The organism is Olleya sp. HaHaR_3_96, from assembly GCF_019278545.1.
Lineage (GTDB): Bacteria > Bacteroidota > Bacteroidia > Flavobacteriales > Flavobacteriaceae > Olleya.
This window is the reverse complement of the sequence record NZ_CP058987.1, coordinates 3,125,585-3,147,086: the sequence shown is the minus strand read 5'-3', so window position 1 is coordinate 3,147,086 and position 21,502 is coordinate 3,125,585. Positions and strand designations below refer to the sequence as shown.

The window sequence follows — 21,502 nt, the reverse complement described above, 5'->3', positions numbered from 1 at the left end:
GTGTTTTTTTTTGAGTTGTTGCCAACGTGTTTGTATATGATTTGTTGCGTGTTTTAAGCACCTAATTTAGCAAATACAAACTAAATAGGAAATCCGCAAGGATTTTCGTAAGTAGGCTAGAACTAGCAATAAATTATATACGGTGTTAGCATAAGTACTTTTATATAAATGTCTTTCCGTTAGTCCAATCCGCTAAATTTTGATATAATTCAAATGAGATTGAATGATAATCATCGTCCCAAATATTTTCTTTTTCTAAAGGCATTTTTTTCCAATCTTCGATACACTTTTCTAAAATCCCAAAAAGATTTGAGTCAAGAGATTTTAATTCAGCCAATGATTTCGGATAGTTTATATGCTGTTTTGGGTCAGCTTTGATTGCAATATACTTTCCAATATAAAAATCTACAGCTTCTCCATAATATGAACCTCTAACCTTAAAATTATCTTTCAGTTGTTGGATTTCAGATTTCGTACATTTATTAACATCATAATCAGTAATAAACTTCTTCTTGTCAAATCCTAGTTCTAAATAAATTGGTAACATTTTTATGTGGTCAATGCAATTACTAAAATGTTCAATTAATTGTTCGGACAGTATTTGAGATAAAATTTCATTCTCGCTTACTAACATTCCAAAACCCGAACCAAAGAAAAGTTCCTTTTGTCGAATAAAGACGTGAAGTAATTCGTGAGTAAATGAATCAATGTCGATGTCATTTTTAGGAACTATAATTCTTGAGTTATTGTTTTCAGAATCGCAAGCATAATTCGGATAATCCATTAAGTCGATTGATATAGAATGAGTTTTATTCAAATCATTCCACAATTCTTCATTTCTATTGTCAATTAGTCCAATTTCTTTCGGGTTCATTTTCGGTATTTATGCTAACTAGTTATATGGTGACTAAAGTTCCATATATCCCCTTGATATTAAGGGATATGAGGAAGTTTTGTTCCTGATTTTGGTTTTGAAAGGCGAAGCTACAATTTAAAAAATTGTCTCACAATACGTATAACTACGTATGTTTTTTCACGTTAAACTTGATCAAATGTATAGCAACTATTTATAATTGTTTTACGGAAAACCTCAATTTTGGTAAATATTTTAAAAATGCTTGAGCAAGGGTTTCTTTTTAATCGTTTGTAAAAGATCTAATCGGGTCTAAGTGTGGGATTCTGTACTTGTTTTAGTGCAATAAGGATAGATGATGTGTCATTTGTGGTGCGTGCTGATAATCTAGCGTGCTAATATTGATAAGCTTAAATTACAAGTGTTTTAGTTTGAGAAGTGATATGTCATTAACCTTTGTATGGTAATGGGCTTAAAACAGGTTGTAATACAGCGTATGAAAAAAGGGAGTGTCTAATAAACCAATAGGTTACTTGTCTTTAATTACGGTGTTTTGTGCTGTATTTTTATTTAGCTTGTCAATGGCTAATGCTTTTTTATAAAATGCTCTAAACTCGTTTTGATTATATTTAACCTGCATAGCAGATAGCACATCATATAATCCCAAACTACACCAGTCCCAAAGCATAGTGTCAAAATTGTAGGTGTACATTTGCTGTCCTACTTCGTTCTGAATTGTTTTAATGTTAGTATTGGTTAAACCAACCGCATTGAGCTGTTTTGCGATGCTTTTTTGATGGTCTGGCGTGATTTCGGTATCAAGATAAGGTTCTAAAAGCCAATCCCAATTCCAACTATGCGGAATCAATGGGATGTTATTAGCTTTTGCAAAATGTAGTACTTCCGCTTTTTGTGCTGCAGATATAAATATAATGTCGTTTTGAACATATAGTCGGCACAGCCCGAAATCGGCAGCTATACACTGGATGTGGTCTGCTGTTAGTGTTTTTTCAGGATAAGCAATAGAGGGTTCAAAAGGGTAGTGGGTAATTACTATTGTATTTGTTGTAATTCTAGCCGTTCCAATCCCGTAGTGGTTCTTTTTTAAACGATAGTTAGACGACTTCATTAAAGCCCCGATTGGCGTTTTCTTTTTTATAAATCTAAATATGGCTTTAATAAAAGTCATGGTTTTGGAGTGGTTAGCGATGTTTAATTTAGGGGTGATACGGGTTTAAAAGAACTGAAGCGTTTAACTTTAGGTATGCTTTTTTGTAGTGTAATTTTAGTAGTCTAATACAGGGTTGCTTATTACTTTACGTGATATACCTTTGGATTGTGTTTCTCCATATAACATTCCGGATTAGAGACTGCTGTAAAGCCAAATTTTTTATACAACCATTCCGCGGTGTCAGTTAATAAAATCCAGCGTCTTAATCCCTGTAGGTTGGGATGTGCCATGATTTGATTAATTAACCAGGTGCTTAAGCCTTGGCCTCTATATGCTTTTAAAACATAGACATCTCCTAGATACGCAATAGTGGCATAGTCTGAGATTATTCTGGCGTAGCCTATTTGTGTGTTGTTGTTGTTGTCATACAGTCCAAAATTTAAAGAATGATCTACTGCTGTTTTTAAAGTTTCCATAGGGATTCCTTTACTCCAATCAGTCTCGTTGGCCAGGAAGTTGTGCATACTAGCGATATCTAATCTATCTTTATCAGTAGAGATGGTGTAGTCGTTTTTATGTGTTTCTATAATTTCCAATTCAGTGGTGTTTAATTTAATAGGGTTGAGGCTATATGTTTATCAAAAGAACAAAAAAATCTCGTAAAATTTACGGCATATTGTTACTTTTTATGCTGTAAATTAGAACGACAAGGTGTAACCTAATCCGATACTAATGTGAAGTTCCCTATCTGTAATGCCTTCAAAAACGTTTACTTTGATTTATATATGTCAAGACTGTATTCTACTATTTTTAAATATAAGCATAAAAAAAAGCATCCTAAAGGGATGCTTTTTACTAAAAATAAATGTGTCGTTTATTGTATTTCAATAGGGAAAACAGCTTCAACATCCGTTGCGCCACCAGCATTAGTACTATCTCCATCGGCTACACCATCTGCAGATTTACTTGGTTCGTGACGTAAAGTAATTGTCAAAGTTCCTGCTGCATCTGCATCAACTGTAGTTAAAGTAAATGCTAAACCTAATGGGTCTCCGTTACCATCAACATCTTCATAAGTAAATGTCGCTATATCATTTGATTCATTTGATGCGCTGTAAAAAAATTGATGATCGTTGCTTTCTTCTTCAATTTCTTCATTAATCAATTCTGCAGGAGATACTGTTTCATTTAATAATACTAGAGTGCCATTATAGGTTGTGTTAGGCGTTAATACAGGAGTAGGTGTTACAACAACTGCCGGATTAGGTCCACTAGTGCCATCTAAATCACGGTACTCAAGGGTGATAGCTGTACCGCCTCCTACAGGTGTAAGTGTAGCAGTTAATGTTGTAATTACTTCTTCTTCATTGACAGGTTCTGGGTTTGTAGAATCGTCATCGTTGGAACATGCTGTAAATACTACTAAAGCTAATAGTGCTAGAGATAATTGTTTTAAATTTTTCATTTTTTTTAAGTTTTGAGTTAATAATTTAATTTTAATTGTAACATTATATTTCTTCCTAGATCATCAGCAAAATAACGTAATCTATTCAGGTTTTCTCGGTAATTAGTATTCAATACATTTGTAATATTTAGCCCAATATTTAAATCAGTTTTTTTAGAAAGATCTAAAGTAATATTACTTTGTAAATGTAATAAGTGATAGGTTGGAGGTGTAGTACTAACGTCAACCAAAACCATCTGTTGTGTTGTTGGAATAAATACTTCAAAATTATTATTAGGATAGTCATTTTGTCTAAAGACTAACTCACTTTGTAATTCTGTTTTAAGTTTTAACCATTTTGGGTTAGAGTAACCAATACTATTTACCGTTTTTAAAGACGGCATATCAATTAATGCCCGGTCTTGACTAATATCTTTTCCTTTAGTAATAGACGATTTGTGTTTTAAAAACCATTGGTCATTAAAATTATAATTAGCAGTAATATCTAATCCGTAAATCGCGGCATTGGTTTGATTATAACTCCACACAGGAAACGCGCCACGTATGGATGTTTCTGTCCCAGTGGGTTCTATAAAAATGTAATCTTTGATGTGATTATAAAATGCTTCAAAGTTTAAAGATAAATCGTTTTTAGTGTAATTATAGGTACCAGAAACACGATTAGAGGTTTCCTGTTTTAAACGTAAATCTCCCAATTCTATTCTGGCTGCCGAGTGGTGTAAACCATCACTAAACAATTCGGACGGGTTAGGGGCACGATTGGATAGTCCATAATTAAATATAAAGCTATTGTGCGTGTCCAATTGGTAGGCTATACCTGCCGAAGCGGATATATTAGAATACTCAAAAACAGGATTGGTCAATAATTGCGTTCCTAAATCATCAATTACTAAATCGGCAAAGTCGGTATCATAATTACGCTCGTTCCAACGACTAGTTATATAGAATTTTTTGGCATCAATTTTATTATAATCATAACGTAAGCCAAAGTCCATATGGATAGCGTTATTTAATCTAATATTAGAAATTGCAAAGGCCCCTAAATCATACTTGTCATAATCAGGTATTAAACGTCTAACACCAGTTTTTGGATTTGCAAAATTATTTTGATAACCTGCGTTTACTCCAAAATTATATGTTATGTTACTATTGGAGTCTAATTTGACAGTCGTTTTTAAAGTATGCGTTTTTAAAGTTAAATCTATTGCCGGCGTATCTCTATCGTCACCAACCCGTATATCATATTCCAAACGTTGATTATTTTGGTAATCATATTGCAGGTCTACACGTCCAAATGTTTTGAAACGTTTATAAAATTCAGTTTTAAAAACGTGATGTGTCACGTCTTGTTTAGGGGCGTTAATATCATAACTAAAATCTTCAATCACGGAAGGTTGTTGGCTGTTAATCGCATTGACCAAATCTTCAATGTTTCCAATGTGTGAGGCTCTTAAAATGGCGATCTCATTATCCAAATGACTATAATAAACATTAAACCCTTTTTCGAAAGTTTTAAAACCACCATTAACAGAAAATCCTTTGGTATTTAAGCCACTATTGGTTAAGCTGTAGTCTGGTGTTTCAAAATCGCCAAAACGTTTTACAGAGGCTTGTGCACCAACATACCATCCTTTTTTGTAGGTTTTGGTTAGTGACGTATTGGCATTATAACCTCTACCATTGGTTTGACCACTTAGTATGGTTTTTCCGTAAAGCGAATCTTTTAAACTAATTTTTGAAGGTTTCAATATAATAACACCTCCAATGGCATCACCACCATAAGCTAAGGCATTAGCACCTTTAATAACGTTAATGCTTCCTGCTGTATTTAAATCGATGTTTGGTGCGTGCTCAATTCCCCATTGTTGGTCTTGAAGTCTCACACCATTAGTCATCACAATTATCCGACTACTATGTAAACCGTTAATTACAGGTTTTACTATACTATTACCTGTATTAATAGAGGATACGCCACTGATTTGTTTTAAAGCATCTCCTAAATTAAGTGCGCTAAAGCGATCAATGGTTTCGGTTTTTAAAAGGGTCTCTTGAGCAGTTCTAGTTACTTTAGTATTAGAAACACCTGCAACGGTGACCTCATTTAATTCCTCAATATGATGTTCTAGAGTAATGTCTATAAACGTATCGCCTTCAATCGTAATGTTTACTGTTTTTGTTTCGCATGCCAAATGAGAAACCACAATAACTATTGGAACATTGCAAAGGGCTGTGACAGAAAACTGTCCATCAACATCAGTAGTGGTATACTTGTTTAGACTTTCAATAAAAATGGTCGCATTAGTAATAGGTGAACCATCATGAAAATCAAGCACTTTTCCCGAAAGGGTAGCGCTACAATTTTGACTTTGTGACCAACTGAATATACAGCAGCACAAAATCATTATATAATATTTCATTGTAATAGAATTTAGTTTAAATAAATACTTATTTTAAACTAAAAAAGGAGGACCACGAAGAGAATACGATAATTGCTGATGATTATAGTTGAAGTTATATAATGTCGTGTTAATCTCAGAGAAGTTGTGTATACTATTTATAAGTGAAACTTCAAAAGTAGGATAGTACTGTGTATTGAGTTTAAATTTGAAAAATTCACATTCCAAATCTATTTGATGCATATGATTAGTCGAATAATCAGTACACACCTCATGCTTATGATTTTCAAAAACATGCGTAAACTTAACAGCAGACGGTAACATCACAGCTAATAGAAGGACTATTGCTGCAATTTTAAACGCGATGTGCTGTTGTTGTTTCAATTAATCTACAAATTTACCTAAACCAAAACGTCTGATCATTTTCTTTTCAAATTCCCAAAAGAATTTGTGCTGACCAGAAAGCCAACCAAAACAAACTAACATTATTTGGTAAAATATTATGCCAATGATAACGTATAAAGTCCAATAGACAAAAACATTTAAGTTTTCTTTAGTAATTCCAAGCCATTTAATGATAGGTCTTCCAATAAATACAGAAGAACTCCCGGTAACAGCAAACACGATAAAAATGCGAATCATTTCCCATTTATAATCCACTTTCCATTTGTTTTCTAGCTTTTTAAATAGAAATAAAAAGAATTTTAATAGGGCATAGGTTATAAGAATTGCTAAAACAATTGTTAAAACTAGATTGTTGTTAAACAATAGTTTAGCCAGTTTAAAGCTAGAGTATGATAATCCTAATAGCCCAAGAATAGGGAATAGGAGTTGCCAATTTTGTTGGATTTCCCAACGTGTTTTAAATTTTTCCATTGCAATTTTTGTCGAAGCAAAGGTATTGAAATGCCTTTAATTAGGAGGTATGCGACCACCTAAAAGATTTTGTTTATATCTGTTTTGAAAATAAACAAAGTAGTTATACAATTGATAATTAACATCATAACCGTAATCTATGTTGGCTTTATAGTCTATCTGCATTTCGTATAAATTGGGGTTAAAACGTTGTGGTTGTAGGACGCGACTATTCCAGGTGGTTACATAAAACATATTTTTAGTTTCTAAATACTGCTGAGAGTAATAACCTTTTGGTTGCGCTCTGGTGAGTAACCAGGAATTAAAACCGGGTTCTATGATATGGATTTCGTAATCGGAGTCGTCACTATTAATGGTAATGGTATCACCAATTTGAGCACTCGTTTTAGTGTTGCTAGTCAATTGTTTATTAACACCGCAACTATACGCTATTGAAAATATAACCACTATTAAAATTAAATGTTTCATAACGCTTTGTTTTTACTAAAAATACAACATATTTAGTGTTTTATAAAACAAAAAAAAGCCAAACATAAGTTTGGCTTTTTTGTTTTATAAAGGTTTTGGGATTATTTTCCAAAAAGTCCACCAAGTAAACTTCCTAGTCCACCACTTTTATTGCTTGATCCGCCAAGTACCATTCCTGCAACATCATCAATGATGCTACCGTCACCGTCACTATCTAACATTTTTTCAAGAAAATTTTGCTCTTGTGTTACTGCTCCTTCAGAACTAGCACCACCAAGTAAACCACTTAGTAAACCGCTGATTCCACTTGAAGACGTCACGTTGTTTTGTGACGCTTGCTTACCTAAAACACCCATTAATAAAGGTGCAGCTACTTTAAGTATGTTTGCTACAGATCCTGTGTCTAATCCAGATTTTGCTCCTAAAACTTTAGTGACATTGTCTTTTTTAGCCCCTAAAACGTGACCTAATATTTTATCTCCATCGTTTGATACTTCTTCGTTAACACCACCTCCAAAAAGGTCGCCTAAGTTATCTAAAATACCACCGTTATGCTTGCCTTGTATTGCACCCATTAATCCTTCAGCACCTTCTGGTGTTGAAGCATTGCGTTCCATTGCTTTCATAAGCACTGGTAAAGCCATGGTTAGTAAGCTTCCTGTTTTAGCCTCGTCGGTACCAGTTGATCCTGATACACCGCTAATGATTGATTTCCCTAAATCAGAGTTTAATAAGTCGAAAATTCCTGCCATTTGAATAAAAAAATTAATAGTTAGTAATAATTATACTTACAAAGTACAAAAAAAAGCCACATTTTAACAATGTGGCTTTTCAAAAATTTAACACTTTAAGAATAATAGGTGAATGGTGTTATTTATCCGTTTAAAAGTATATTCTTGATTTGTGTTGCTAATTCTGTACCAATACGATCTTGTGCTTCGTTAGTTGCAGCACCAATATGTGGCGTTAACGAAATTCTACCGTTCATTAATAACTGTACTGCTGGTGTTGGTTCGTTTTGGAAGGTATCTAAACCAGCAAATGCTAATTTACCGCTCTCTAATGCTGTCACTAAGTCTACTTCATTAACCACACCACCTCTGGCAGCATTAATAATAGCAGACCCGTCTTTCATTAAATCAAATTGTGCTTTTCCAATAACGTAGTCTTTTTGAGCAGGCACGTGTAACGTTATAAAATCCGATTGCTTTAAAACAGCATCCATAGCTTCTGTTTTAATATTGAATTTTACGGATTGTCCATCAAAAAAGTCAACACTAACGTCTGCTGCGTCAATAAATTTATCTGCAGCAATAACTTTCATACCTACACCTAAACCAATTTTAGCGACTTCTTGACCAATACGACCAAATCCGATAACACCAAGTGTTTTTCCTCTTAATTCAACCCCTTTAGCATAGTTTTTCTTCAATTTTTTAAATTGAGAATCTCCATCTAATGGCATAGCTCTGTTTGCATCGTGTAAAAATCTGACACCACCATATAGGTGAGCAAACACAAGTTCTGCTACAGATTGCGATGACGCAGCTGGTGTATTAATAACCTGTAAGCCTTTTTCTTTAGCATAGGCTACATCTATATTATCCATACCAACACCACCACGACCAATGATTTTTAAGTTTGGACACGCGTCAATTAAGTCTTTTCTTGCGGTTGTAGCACTTCTAACTAATAGGACACTAATATTGTTTTCGTTGATATAATTTATCAATTGTTCTTGGGCAACGGTTGTAGTGTTTACTTCAAAACCTGCTGCTTCTAATGCATCAATTCCACTTTGTGATACACCATCGTTTGCTAATACTTTCATTTGATTAATTTTTTATTTTTAATTTGAGTAAGCACAGTCACTAAAACTGCTTATCGCAAACCGTTTAAGCTTTACTTTCTAATTCATTCATAACTTCTACAAGTACTTTAACGCTATCTAGTGATAAGGCATTATACATACTTGCTCTATAACCTCCAACACTTCTGTGTCCATTTAAACCATTAATTCCGGCTTCTTTCCACATGGTGTCAAACGTTTCTTTTAAATCGTCGTTTACTAGCGTAAATGTCGCATTCATATCAGAACGGTCTTCTTTTGCTGCAAACCCTTTAAATAATGGGTTTAAATCAATTTCAGAATACATTAAACGCGCTTTTTTATCGTTTTCTTTTTCAATCGCTTTAATACCACCTAAATCTTTTAACCATTGTAACGTTAGCATAGACGTGTATACCGCAAAAACTGGAGGTGTATTAAACATACTACCTTTGTCAATGTGTACTTTATAGTCTAACATTGATGGAATTTGACGCGATACTTTTCCTAAAAGATCCTCTTTAATAACAACAAGCGTTGTACCAGCCGGACCCATGTTTTTCTGAGCACCTGCATAAATTAAATCAAATTGAGAAAAGTCTAGAGATCGTGAAAAAATATCACTACTCATATCGCATACTAATGGGATTGGAGATTTTGGAAAACTTTTCATTTGTGTTCCAAAAATAGTATTGTTAGAAGTACAGTGGAAATAATCATAACCCTTAGGGATATCGTATCCTTTTGGTATATAATTATAGTTTTTATCTTTAGAAGACGCCACTTCTAAAATATCACCATAAATCTTAGCTTCCTTGATGGCTTTATCTGCCCAAGTTCCTGTATTTAAATACGCGGCTTTGTTTTCTAAAAGATTTTGAGCTGCCATTAAAAACTGCATACTTGCACCACCTTGTAAAAATAAAGCTTTGTAGCCTTTACCTTCTAGGCCTAATAACTCTAAAGCTAACGCTCTAGCTTGTTCCATAACATCCACAAAGGACTTACTTCTATGCGAAATCTCGATTAATGATAAACCGTTATCAAAATCTAATAAAGCTTCTGATGCTTTTTGTAATACTTCTTTAGGTAAAACGCATGGTCCTGCGCTAAAATTATGTTTTTGCATGAGTACAAATTTTATTTTCTGTTAGAACAGAAATTATATTTTTTCAGTTAACAAAGGTGCTAATTATTGATTTAAAATAAGTTAAGAATATAATAATTTATTAACTAGATTGCTAACAAAAACGCAATAGTATCCACATTATCGGCATAGTCTGAAAGTTCGGGTTTTTGTGTTTTTCCAAACGGAATTTCTGTGTCACTAAAACCATTCGCAACTATACATTGTATTAAATCTTGATCACTATCAATTTTTTGTTTTAAGCTTTCTGTAGAATCATAATACTCGTAAAACACTGTAGCAATGGGTGATGAATAGCTTGGATCTTCTTTAATCATTAAGAATCCATTTTCTAGCATGTCAAATTCACTCATTATATAGACCGCTTTATTATAATCGTAATTATTAGCATACTTGGAGTCGTTAATAATAGGATTCCATTTATACATCGCTGCAAAGAAGGCATCAAAATTATAGTCTTTTGGTATGAAAAACTTGGATACATTTCGGCAACCTAAACCATAGTATCTAAAAATGTCTTCAGATAGCGCTTCTAGTTGCTCCTTAGTTTCATTTCCTGTTAATACGGCAGCCGAATTCCGGCTTTTTCTAATAATAGACGGTTTGTTTTTGAAATAGAATTCAAAATAACGCGCTGTATTATTACTACCTGTAGCGATAACGGCGTCAAACTGTTCTAGTTTGTCTTCCGTAAATTTTATTTTTCCTTTTAAATCAGGTAAAACATGTTCTAAGTATTTTGCTAAAAAGGGTAGGAGGTGCTTGTCATTGGAAGATTGTTTAACTAATACATCATGTCCAGTAGCTAAAACACACAAAAAGTCATGAAATCCGACTAATGGGATGTTACCAGCCATAATAATTGCGACAGTTTTGGGTTGCACTTCTGCTATAGTATATGCGTTTAACCAGTCTTTAATATGTTTTTCTGACAATTGAGAACGCCATCCGTCTAAAGCAAACAAGATGTTTTCTTGTGTAAACCATCCGTTATGTTCTTTGGCCAATTTAATTTGATGTTTAAATCCATCGAAAAATAAATCGTTGTGGAGTACGTTTTCTTTTTTTTCTATACCTTTTGAAGAAAATTGGCTAATAAAATGCCCTAATTGTGCAAAAGCTTCAGTAATGTGATCTTTGTTACTCATTATTATTTGTATAACACCTTTTTTGGCTTTATTTTTGTATCGCAAAGTTAAGTAAACAAAAAAGATTAAAAAACGCTATGGCAATTATTATAACAGACGAATGTATTAACTGTGGAGCTTGTGAACCAGAATGCCCAAATACGGCAATTTACGAAGGTGCTGACGATTGGAGATACAAAGACGGAACTAGCTTAAATGGTAACTTAGTTTTAACTGATGGAAAAGAAGTTGATGCAGACGAAGCCCAAGAGCCTATAAGTGACGAGATTTATTATATTGTACCAGATAAGTGTACAGAGTGTGTTGGTTTTCATGAAGAGCCACAATGTGCTGCAGTATGTCCTGTAGATTGTTGTGTTCCTGATGACGAGCATGTAGAAAGTAAAGACACCTTATTAGGAAAGCAAAAATTTATGCATCCTGATGGATAATTAAAATATTTAGATAGAAAAACTCAAGCTCATGCTTGAGTTTTTTTTTTGTTTTAAATGGATTAAAGTATAAGTGGTTTATTTAAAAGGGCATATCCCTATAGTAAAGGCAAAAAAAAATGCCGCTCAAATCGAGCAGCATTTTTTTAAATATATTATTTAATTACTTAGAATTTATAATTTACTGATAAATTAAACATCGTTCCTAGTTGACTAAAATGGAACCCATCATAAGTCATTTGAGAATAACGTTGGTTAAATGTAATTAAGTTAGATTGGTTTTGAGTTGCAGCAGCATCCGCAAGGATAGCGTCTCCAGCAGCATTTTCTGCTTTAAACTCCCATTCTGGTAATACATTTAAAAGGTTATTGACATTTAAAGAAAGCGTTAACTTTTCTGAAGCATTAAAGTTAATCCCCAAATCGGTAACAATTTTAGGAATAAACTCTGTACGTAAATCAGTGCTCAATCCTTGTTGCTTGAAGGTTGTTTTACCAAAATAAGTATTATTTAAAGAAAATCCGAATTTTCCAATATCATAATTAGCACCTAAAATCCATTTAGTTTCTGGTCTAGAAGTAAAAAATAAGGCTTCTTGTGTAGCGTTAATTACAGATTGTCCGGAGTTGGCAACTAAGGCAATATCCTTTACCGCGCCATCTCTTTCGTTTGTAATGGTATAGTTACCTGATAAGTTAATATCTAAATCACCTTCACCTATTCCAATATTTTTCTTACTTAAAACGATGTCGATACCTGATGTTTTAGTGTCTATAGCATTAGAAAAGAAACTAACATCACTTAAATTGTTATTTCTTAAGATGTCATCTAAAGCAGTTGTACCAATGTTATTTCCGTTAGCGTCAAAAGCTGTTCCTGAAATTTCAGAACCTAAAACAATTCTGTCTTGTACATTAATACTATAGTAATCGACAGTAAATGTTAAGTTGTTGGCTAGTTTACCACCAAATCCAATGGTAAAGTTGTTGGATGTTTCAGCATCCAATTCTGGAATACCTAATAATTTAGCTTGTGTGGATACGTTGTTTATTAAACCTCCAACTTGGATTCCTTGTCCAGCGACAAAACTATATTGTGCTTTTTGAGTATAGATTTGGTGTAATGTTGGTGCTCTAAATCCTGAAGAGATAGATGCTCTAGCAGTTAGGTTATCTGTGATTTTATAACGGGTACTAAATTTGTAAACAAAGGTGTTTCCGAAATCAGAATAATTTTCTGTTCTAACGGTACCACTTAATAAAAAGGCATCAGATACATCATAATCTAAAGAGAAGTAAGCACCAATATTGTAACGGTTAAATTTACCAGAGTTCTCAGGGCTGTTTCCTGAAAAAGAATCTGCACCACCACCATCATAAGAGGCTAGTTCTCCTTCGATGACTTCAAAGGTTTCATTTCTAAATTCAGCACCAAAACCAACACTTACTTGGTCAGATAATACTCTTGAAATATCAATATTCCCAACGTTATGAGTGAATTTTGTTCCTCCTGGATCAAAAGATTGTTGACTATTTTCTCTGTATAGTTCAATAGGCTCAAATTCTCCAGTAGCAGGATTATAACTAGGAGAGAATACTTCATTTCTGTTGTGAGACTGGCTAACCGTATACGTTTGAGTATTTCCACCCGTCGTATAACTTAGGTCCACATTCCATTCATTTATTTTTGTTTTAACACCCACGGTACCATTGTAATCGTTTAATAAACCTTCAAAAGTAGGAGTGTAACCATCGTAACCTCCTGCAGTATTAGGATTGTCTCCAGGGAAAAAATCAGCTAAATAAGGGTCAGCTTCAACAGACCTCCAGTACGGTGTTCTATTGTTTGCAAAACTATTAACTTTTTTGTAGACATAGGCTGCGTTAAAGTATAGTTCAGTATTGTCTGCAACATCAAAACCTCCATTGATTAAAAATTTTGAGGACGCATTTTCAGGAGAACCATTGATATTATCTGCATCAGGATTACGACTTAAATATTCGTTAATTTGAGCTGCTCCAGCAGCGTTATCTGCGGTAATGGAAGCTGCGGTAGCTCCGTTAACGTAATTATCAGGATCAGTTGGATCTACAAAAACAAAATCGGCATATTCACCTCCTTCTAATGGCTCTCCATTTGCCCCAAGATTAGAGGTTCCTCCATCAACAGTTCCAGGTCGGTTTGCTAAATTAGTTTTAGAAAAATCGATTGTATAGTTGATGAACCCTTTATCATCACCTATAGTTGATCCATTATTTACAGAAATACCAACCATTTCGCCATCACCTTCACTAGTAATACCAGATCTTAAAGTAGCAGAGCCAAAGTTTGTATTATCTTTTAAGATGATATTCATTACACCGGCAATCGCATCAGATCCATATTGTGCAGAAGCACCATCACGTAAAATTTCGACACGCTTAATAGCATCTGTAGGTATTGCAGAGATATCTGCACCGGTTTCTCCACGACCTGGAGAGGTTTGTGTGTATAATAAAGCACTTAAGTTTTTACGTTTTCCATTAATTAATATTAATGTTCTACTTGGACCCATATTTCTAATTTCATAAGGATCTAATAAAGAAGTGGCATCATTAACAGGTGTTTGCACCGTATTAAAAGAAGGGATTCTATACTGTAATGCCTTGTCAAAAGTAGGTTGACCAGTAGAGGTTAATTCTTTTATACCAACAACGTCAATTGGTAATGCGCTATTGACATTACTTCTAGGAGCGGTTCTTGATCCTACTAATACAACTTCTTCTAGAGTTTCACCACTAGCCATAGTGATATTTATGGTGCTTTGACCATTAACAGACACTTCCTTAGTGTCATAGCCAACGTAGCTAAAAACAAGCGTGGCGTCATCAGAAACATCTAACGAATATCTTCCGTCAAAATCAGTAGTTGTTCCATTACTTGTACCTTTTTCTATAACATTTACAGTAGGGATTCCAAAGCCATCATCGCCGGTAACAGTTCCGGTAACATAGGTTTGGGCGTTTGCAAAAGCCACTGAGAGAAGTAGCAGAAACAATAATTTTAGTTTTTTCATTTTTGATAGGTTTTAATTAATTAGACACTAAAATATGTTAAAATTTTAACAAAGCAATATTATATCTTTAGTATTTTATCTTTTTAACTGTGATTTGTTTAATAAATAGTACTGATAATTGGTTATATTGTGTTTATAATGTGAAAAAATTAAATATATATTAAGGTCTTATTTGTTGACGAGATAGTGCTATATTTGCAGCCTTAAATTATCATAAATTTTTTGTACATGAAAGCAGGTATAGTAGGATTGCCAAACGTTGGGAAGTCAACATTATTTAATTGTTTATCTAACGCAAAAGCGCAAAGTGCAAACTTTCCGTTTTGTACTATTGAGCCTAATATAGGTGTGGTAAATGTGCCAGATCCTAGATTGGAAAAATTAGAAACTTTAGTTAACCCAGAACGTGTTTTACCAGCAACTGTAGAGATTGTTGATATTGCAGGGCTAGTAAAAGGGGCAAGTAAAGGTGAAGGTTTAGGAAATCAGTTTTTAGGAAACATTAGAGAAACTGATGCTATTTTACATGTATTGCGTTGTTTTGATAACGATAATATTATACATGTTGATGGTAATGTAGATCCTATTAGAGATAAGGAAACTATCGACATGGAGCTACAACTTAAAGATTTAGAGACTGTAGATAAAAAATTAGATAAAGTTAAGCGTGCTGCAAAAACAGGAAATAAAGAGGCTCAAAAAGAAGAAGCCGTTTTATTGAAACTAAAAGCTGGTTTAGAAGCTGGTTTATCGGTAAGAGCATTAGAATTTTCTGATGAAGACTTAGAGGAATTTGTTAATCCTGCGCAATTAATTACAGGGAAACCTGTATTATATGTGTGTAATGTGGATGAAGAAAGTGCTGTTTCTGGAAATGCCTATGTAGACCTTGTTAAAGCTGCTGTTAAGGACGAAAATGCAGAAGTATTAGTATTAGCTGTAGGTACAGAGGCTGATATTAATGAGTTGGATGATTATGAAGAACGTCAAATGTTTTTGTCTGATATAGGTTTAGAAGAGCCTGGATCTGCTAAATTGATTCGTTCTGCTTATAAATTATTAAATCAACAAACGTACTTTACAGCAGGTGTAAAAGAAGTGAGAGCTTGGACTATAAATGTAGGAGCTACTGCACCTCAGGCTGCAGGAGTTATTCATACGGATTTTGAAAAAGGATTTATTCGTGCTGAAGTTATTGGTTATGATGATTACGTAGAATTTGGAAGTGAAGCTAAAGTGAAAGAAGCTGGAAAAATGAGAGTAGAAGGTAAAGCTTATGTTGTTAAAGATGGAGATGTGATGCATTTCTTATTTAATGTATAAATCAGATTACTATTTAAATTAAAGGACTTGAGTATTAGATTAAAAGGAGGGTTTGATTTAAATAAAATATAAATGAAGTAAAGCGAGATGAATTTTCATCTCGCTTTTTTTATTTTACTACCTTTGTTTTATGCCTCTAATCCAACTAAAAACAATAATACATTCAGATATTAAAACCTGTTTTGATTTGTCCAGAAATATAGATTTCCATAAGGATTCTATGGCGAATTCTAACGAAAAAGCTATAGCAGGAAAGACTTCAGGGGTAATTGAATTAAATGAGTGGGTGACCTGGGAAGCTTCTCATTTTGGTATCAAACAGAAGTTAACGTCTAAAATAACGGTGTTTAATGCGCCTCACTATTTTGTAGATGAAATGGTCTCCGGAGCCTTTAAGAGTTTTAAGCACGAACATATTTTTGTTTTTGAAGACGGTAAAACAATTATGACGGATAAATTTTGGTTTAAATCACCTTTTGGTGTATTGGGCCGATTGGCAAATAATCTGTTTTTAAACAAATACATGACTACACTATTAAAAACTAGAAATCAATATTTAAAGGATAAAGCAGAATCTGTTAAAAATCAACGTTCTGAACAATAATATCTATTTATTGTTAATTACTTTATCGCTTCAAGGTTTCATTTTTTAAAGGGTTATATTATATTAGCAACGTATCTCAAATCGCACCTAAATTTTATGTCAGAACAAACTAAATATACCGAAGACAATATACGATCATTAGACTGGAAAGAACATATTCGTATGCGTCCAGGAATGTATATTGGTAAACTTGGTGATGGATCGTCTCCAGATGATGGTATATACATTCTACTAAAAGAGGTATTGGACAACTCTATTGATGAGTTTGTTATGGGTGCTGGAAAAAATATTGAGATTTCTATCCAAGGGAGTAAAGTTATTGTTCGTGATTATGGACGTGGTATTCCGTTAGGTAAAGTCGTAGATGTTGTGTCTAAAATGAATACCGGTGGTAAGTACGATTCTAAAGCCTTTAAAAAATCAGTAGGATTAAACGGGGTTGGTACAAAAGCGGTAAATGCATTGTCTTCTTATTTTAGAGTAGAATCTTCTAGAGATGGAAAAAGTGCTTCTGCAGATTTTGCTCAGGGTAATTTAATGGACGAAGAGTTTTTAGAAGAAACGACACGTCGTAAAGGAACAAAGGTTTCTTTTATCCCAGATGAAATTATATTTAAAAACTACAAGTATAGAGCAGAGTATATTGTTAAAATGCTTAAAAACTATGTGTACTTAAACCCAGGTTTAACCATTGTTTTTAATGGTGAGAAGTACTATAGTGAAAATGGTTTAAAAGATTTATTAGCTGAAAAAATAGCGGAAACAGATTTACTATATCCAATTATTCATCTTCGTGGAGATGATATTGAAGTAGCGTTAACACATAGTAAAACGCAGTACAGTGAAGAATATAATAGTTTTGTAAACGGACAGAATACCACACAAGGTGGAACACACTTAAATGCCTTTAGAGAAGGGATCGTAAAAACAATTCGTGATTTTTTTGGTAAGCAATATGATGCCTCAGATATACGTAAGTCTGTAGTAAGTGCAGTAGCCATTAAGGTTATGGAGCCTATTTTTGAAAGTCAGACTAAAACAAAATTAGGGTCTACAGATATGGGAGGCGAGCTTCCGACGGTGCGTACTTATATCACCGACTTTTTAAAAACCTACTTAGATAATTATTTACATAAAAATCCTGATACTGCGGACAAAATCCAACGTAAAATTTTACAGGCAGAACGTGAGCGTAAAGAGTTATCAGGCATTAGAAAATTAGCCAAAGACCGCGCTAAAAAAGCGAGTTTACACAATAAAAAGCTACGCGATTGTCGTGTGCATTTTGGTGATATTAAAAACGAACGCAACTTAGAAAGTACGCTGTTTATAACGGAGGGAGATTCGGCATCGGGTAGTATTACTAAATCTCGAGATGTAAATACACAAGCGGTTTTTAGTTTAAAAGGAAAGCCTTTAAATTGTTATGGGTTAACTAAAAAAATTGTGTACGAAAACGAAGAGTTTAACCTCTTGCAAGCAGCACTAAATATAGAAGAATCTTTAGAGGATTTACGATATAATAATGTCGTAATAGCAACGGATGCCGATGTCGATGGGATGCACATTAGGTTGTTGTTAATTACTTTCTTTTTACAATTTTTTCCTGAAGTTATAAAAGAAGGGCATTTATATATATTACAAACACCATTGTTTAGGGTGCGTAATAAAAAAGAAACAATTTACTGTTATAGTGATCAAGAAAGACGTGATGCTATCGAAAAGCTAAAACCTAAACCAGAGATTACCCGATTTAAAGGTTTGGGAGAAATTAGTCCAGATGAATTTGTGCATTTTATTGGAGAAGATATACGATTAGATCCAATTATGTTGGACGACAATATGTCTATTGAAGAATTACTATCCTTTTACATGGGAAAAAACACACCTACAAGACAAGAGTTTATTATTGATAATCTAAAAGTTGAACTTGATTTAATCGAAGAGGATAAATAGATGATAGAAGAAAACGACGACCTAGCCAACGACGACTTAGTTAACGATAACCAAGACAATTTAGAGCATCAAGAACCCCAAGAACCTCAAGAAACCATTACCAGAATTACTGGAATGTATAAGGAATGGTTCTTAGATTACGCCTCCTATGTAATATTAGAACGTGCAGTACCAGCTATTGAAGATGGTTTTAAACCTGTGCAACGCCGTATCATGCATTCCATGAAGGATTTGGATGATGGTCGATATAATAAAGTGGCCAATATTGTTGGGCACACCATGCAGTATCACCCACACGGAGATGCTAGTATTGCGGATGCTATGGTGCAGATTGGACAAAAAGATTTACTGATAGATACTCAGGGAAACTGGGGGAATATACTAACAGGAGATCGTGCGGCAGCAGCAAGATATATCGAAGCCAGAATTTCCAAATTTGGATTGGATGTTGTTTTTAATCCTAAAATTACAAAATGGCAATCGTCTTATGATGGTCGTCGTAAGGAGCCTACAAATTTACCAGTAATGTTTCCTTTATTGCTAGCGCAAGGAGGAGAGGGGATTGCGGTAGGATTATCCACAAAAATATTACCTCATAATTTTATCGAGCTTATTGATGCGTCTGTAAAACATTTACAAGGGAAGCGTTTTACAATATTACCAGATTTTCCGACAGGAGGTATTGCAGATTGTAGTCAGTATAATGATGGACTTCGTGGGGGTAAAATACGCTGTCGTGCTAAGATTAGTCAATTAGATAAAAATACCTTAGTGGTTAATGAGTTGCCTTTCGGTACCACGACCACATCGTTAATTGATTCGATATTAAAAGCGAACGATAAAGGGAAGATTAAAATAAAGAAAATTGAAGATAATACAGCTGCTACGGTAGAGATTTTGATTCATTTACCAGCAGGATTGTCACCGGACAAAACGATTGATGCTTTGTATGCTTTTACAGCATGTGAGAGTTCAATTTCGCCATTAGGTTGTGTTATTGAAGATAATAAACCGCTATTTGTTGGGGTGACAGAAATGTTGCGTCGTAGTACAGATAACACGGTTGATTTATTAAAACAAGAACTTGAAATCAAGTTAGGTGAGTTTGAAGAACAGTGGCACTTTGCTAGTTTAGAGCGTATTTTTATTGAAAATCGTATCTATCGCGATATAGAAGAGGAAGAAACTTGGGAAGGTGTTATTAAAGCTATTGATAAAGGACTGCAACCGCATATAAAACATTTAAAACGCGCGGTTACTGAAGAAGATATTACGCGTTTAACAGAAATTAGAATTAAACGTATTTCTAAATTTGATATCGACAAAGCACAACAAAAAATTGATGCACTTGATGAGAGTATTGCAGAAGTAAAACATCATTTAGCACATTTAATTGAGTATGCTATTGCTTATTTTGTGAGATTGAATAAGGAGTATGGAACAGGACGTGAGCGTAAAACAGAATTGCGAGCGTTTGAAGATGTCGATGCGACTAAAGTTGTTATTAGAAATACTAAACTTTATGTAAATAGAGAAGAAGGATTTATCGGTACGTCTTTAAAACGTGATGAGTATATTGGTGATTGTAGTGATATTGATGATATTATTGCATTTACTGCTGAAGGTAAAATGATGGTCACTAAGGTTGATAGTAAAACCTTTATAGGTAAAAATATTATCCATGTGGCTGTGTTTAAGAAAAAGGATAAGCGTACTATATATAATATGATTTATCGTGATGGGGCAAAAGGACCGTCTTATGTCAAACGTTTTGCGGTAACTTCTATAACTAGAGATAAAGATTACGATTTAACTACCGGTAATAAAAGCTCTAAAACTTTGTATTTTTCGGCAAATCCAAATGGAGAAGCAGAAGTTGTTGCTATTAGTTTGAGACAAGTTGGTAGTGTTAAAAAGCTAAAGTGGGATTTAGATTTTGCTGATATTTTGATTAAGGGTAGAGCGTCTAAAGGTAATGTGGTAACAAAGCATGCAATAAAAACGGTCGAGCTTAAGGAAAAAGGAATCTCTACATTAAAGCCACGTAAAATTTGGTTTGATGATACTGTTCAGAGATTAAATGTGGATGGTAGAGGAGAATTGGTTGGAGAGTTTAGAGGAGAGGATAAGTTGTTAATTATAAATCAAAAAGGAATTGTAAAAACAGTGACTCCGGAAGTAACCTTGCATTTTGATAACGATATGATTGTTATGGAAAAATGGGTGCCCAAAAAACCTATTTCGGCTATTTATTTTGATGGCGAAAAAGAGCGTTATTATGTAAAGCGTTTTATTATTGAAAATGAAAATAAAGAAGAGTCGTTTATAACGGAACATGAGAAGTCGCAATTAGAAATTGTATCTACAGATTGGAAGCCGGTGGCTGAAATTGTTTTCGCAAAGGAAAGAGGGAAAGATAGAAAAGAAAATGAAGAAGTTAATTTAGAAGAATTTATTTCTATTAAAGGAATTACTGCTTTAGGAAATCAATTAACTAAAGATAAGGTGAATGCCATTAACCTTTTAGAGTCCATCCCCTATGAAGCTCCGGAAGAAATTCCTGCAGAGGAAGTAGAGGTTGTTGAGGAAGAAGTTGTTTCTGAAAAACAAAAAACAGAGGATAAGCCTAAGTCAGAAACAGAACCTGAAGTTAAGTCTAAGTCTAAGGCTAAGGAAGAAAAACCTAAGTCAGATAAAAAAGAAACGGATTCAGGTGATTTAGAATTAGATGATAATGGCCAGCCAACATTATTTTAAATAAGTTATTTGAGATAAAAAAA

Annotated in this window: 18 protein-coding genes; 5 read left to right on the top strand and 13 right to left on the bottom strand. The window is 33.9% G+C overall.

The genetic code is table 11. The features are described 5' to 3' along the window. Positions 1-160: 160 nt before the first annotated feature. The 12 genes from H0I26_RS13800 to H0I26_RS13745 form a co-directional block, all read right to left on the bottom strand. Positions 161-874, bottom strand: a complete 714-nt coding sequence (locus H0I26_RS13800) for a hypothetical protein (RefSeq protein ID WP_218699604.1) — start codon at positions 872-874, stop codon at positions 161-163. Positions 875-1,382: 508 nt separating this feature from the next. Next, positions 1,383-2,042 carry a hypothetical protein gene (locus H0I26_RS13795; protein ID WP_218699603.1) on the bottom strand — a complete coding sequence of 220 codons (660 nt, stop codon included), beginning with the start codon at positions 2,040-2,042 and terminating at the stop codon, positions 1,383-1,385. A gap of 122 nt (positions 2,043-2,164) precedes the next feature. Further along, positions 2,165-2,620: a GNAT family N-acetyltransferase gene (locus H0I26_RS13790; protein WP_218699602.1), complete on the bottom strand. Its 456-nt coding sequence runs from the start codon at positions 2,618-2,620 to the stop codon at positions 2,165-2,167. A gap of 278 nt (positions 2,621-2,898) precedes the next feature. Then, the gene (locus tag H0I26_RS13785) at positions 2,899-3,489 is read right to left on the bottom strand and encodes a type 1 periplasmic binding fold superfamily protein (RefSeq protein WP_218699601.1); all 591 of its coding nucleotides are present in this window, start codon (positions 3,487-3,489) and stop codon (positions 2,899-2,901) included. A gap of 17 nt (positions 3,490-3,506) precedes the next feature. After that, the gene (locus tag H0I26_RS13780) at positions 3,507-5,906 is read right to left on the bottom strand and encodes a TonB-dependent receptor (protein WP_218699600.1); all 2,400 of its coding nucleotides are present in this window, start codon (positions 5,904-5,906) and stop codon (positions 3,507-3,509) included. A 33-nt stretch (positions 5,907-5,939) separates the two neighbouring features. Next, positions 5,940-6,269, bottom strand: coding sequence for a hypothetical protein (locus H0I26_RS13775; protein ID WP_218699599.1), 330 nt, complete (start codon positions 6,267-6,269; stop codon positions 5,940-5,942). Continuing rightward, a complete protein-coding gene (locus tag H0I26_RS13770) occupies positions 6,270-6,761 on the bottom strand; it encodes a DUF6787 family protein (protein WP_218699598.1) in 492 nt (163 codons plus the stop codon). Between the two features lie 36 nt (positions 6,762-6,797). Continuing rightward, positions 6,798-7,229, bottom strand: a complete 432-nt coding sequence (locus tag H0I26_RS13765; protein ID WP_218699597.1) for a DUF6146 family protein — start codon at positions 7,227-7,229, stop codon at positions 6,798-6,800. Between the two features lie 101 nt (positions 7,230-7,330). Continuing rightward, complete coding sequence (locus tag H0I26_RS13760) at positions 7,331-7,981, bottom strand: DUF937 domain-containing protein (RefSeq protein WP_218699596.1); 651 nt, start codon at positions 7,979-7,981, stop codon at positions 7,331-7,333. A 122-nt stretch (positions 7,982-8,103) separates the two neighbouring features. Beyond that, the gene (locus H0I26_RS13755) at positions 8,104-9,060 is read right to left on the bottom strand and encodes a D-2-hydroxyacid dehydrogenase (RefSeq protein ID WP_218699595.1); all 957 of its coding nucleotides are present in this window, start codon (positions 9,058-9,060) and stop codon (positions 8,104-8,106) included. Positions 9,061-9,124: 64 nt separating this feature from the next. Continuing rightward, positions 9,125-10,186, bottom strand: coding sequence for a 3-phosphoserine/phosphohydroxythreonine transaminase (serC, locus tag H0I26_RS13750; protein WP_218699594.1), 1,062 nt, complete (start codon positions 10,184-10,186; stop codon positions 9,125-9,127). 104 nt (positions 10,187-10,290) lie between these two features. After that, entirely contained in the window at positions 10,291-11,352 is a 1,062-nt protein-coding gene (locus tag H0I26_RS13745) for an acyl-CoA reductase (protein WP_218699593.1), read from the bottom strand. A 77-nt stretch (positions 11,353-11,429) separates the two neighbouring features. On the opposite strand from H0I26_RS13745, the gene H0I26_RS13740 reads away from it, so the two are divergent. Next, on the top strand, positions 11,430-11,783 hold the full coding sequence (locus H0I26_RS13740) for a 4Fe-4S dicluster domain-containing protein (protein ID WP_101018752.1): 354 nt from the start codon (positions 11,430-11,432) through the stop codon (positions 11,781-11,783). A 167-nt stretch (positions 11,784-11,950) separates the two neighbouring features. Here H0I26_RS13740 and H0I26_RS13735 read toward each other — a convergent pair whose 3' ends face one another. Beyond that, positions 11,951-14,839 (bottom strand): TonB-dependent receptor, encoded by a 2,889-nt coding sequence (locus H0I26_RS13735; RefSeq protein ID WP_218699592.1) that lies wholly within the window; start codon positions 14,837-14,839, stop codon positions 11,951-11,953. Positions 14,840-15,067: 228 nt separating this feature from the next. Here H0I26_RS13735 and ychF point away from each other — a divergent pair, with 228 nt between their 5' ends. From ychF to H0I26_RS13715, 4 genes are all read left to right on the top strand, one after another. Then, complete coding sequence (ychF, locus tag H0I26_RS13730) at positions 15,068-16,162, top strand: redox-regulated ATPase YchF (protein ID WP_218699591.1); 1,095 nt, start codon at positions 15,068-15,070, stop codon at positions 16,160-16,162. 187 nt (positions 16,163-16,349) lie between these two features. After that, positions 16,350-16,766, top strand: coding sequence for an SRPBCC family protein (locus tag H0I26_RS13725; protein ID WP_317618195.1), 417 nt, complete (start codon positions 16,350-16,352; stop codon positions 16,764-16,766). Positions 16,767-16,862: 96 nt separating this feature from the next. Next, positions 16,863-18,722, top strand: coding sequence for a DNA topoisomerase IV subunit B (locus tag H0I26_RS13720; RefSeq protein ID WP_101018748.1), 1,860 nt, complete (start codon positions 16,863-16,865; stop codon positions 18,720-18,722). Beyond that, the gene (locus tag H0I26_RS13715; RefSeq protein WP_218699589.1) at positions 18,723-21,479 is read left to right on the top strand and encodes a DNA gyrase/topoisomerase IV subunit A; all 2,757 of its coding nucleotides are present in this window, start codon (positions 18,723-18,725) and stop codon (positions 21,477-21,479) included. It begins immediately after the preceding gene. The last annotated feature ends 23 nt before the right edge of the window (positions 21,480-21,502 follow it).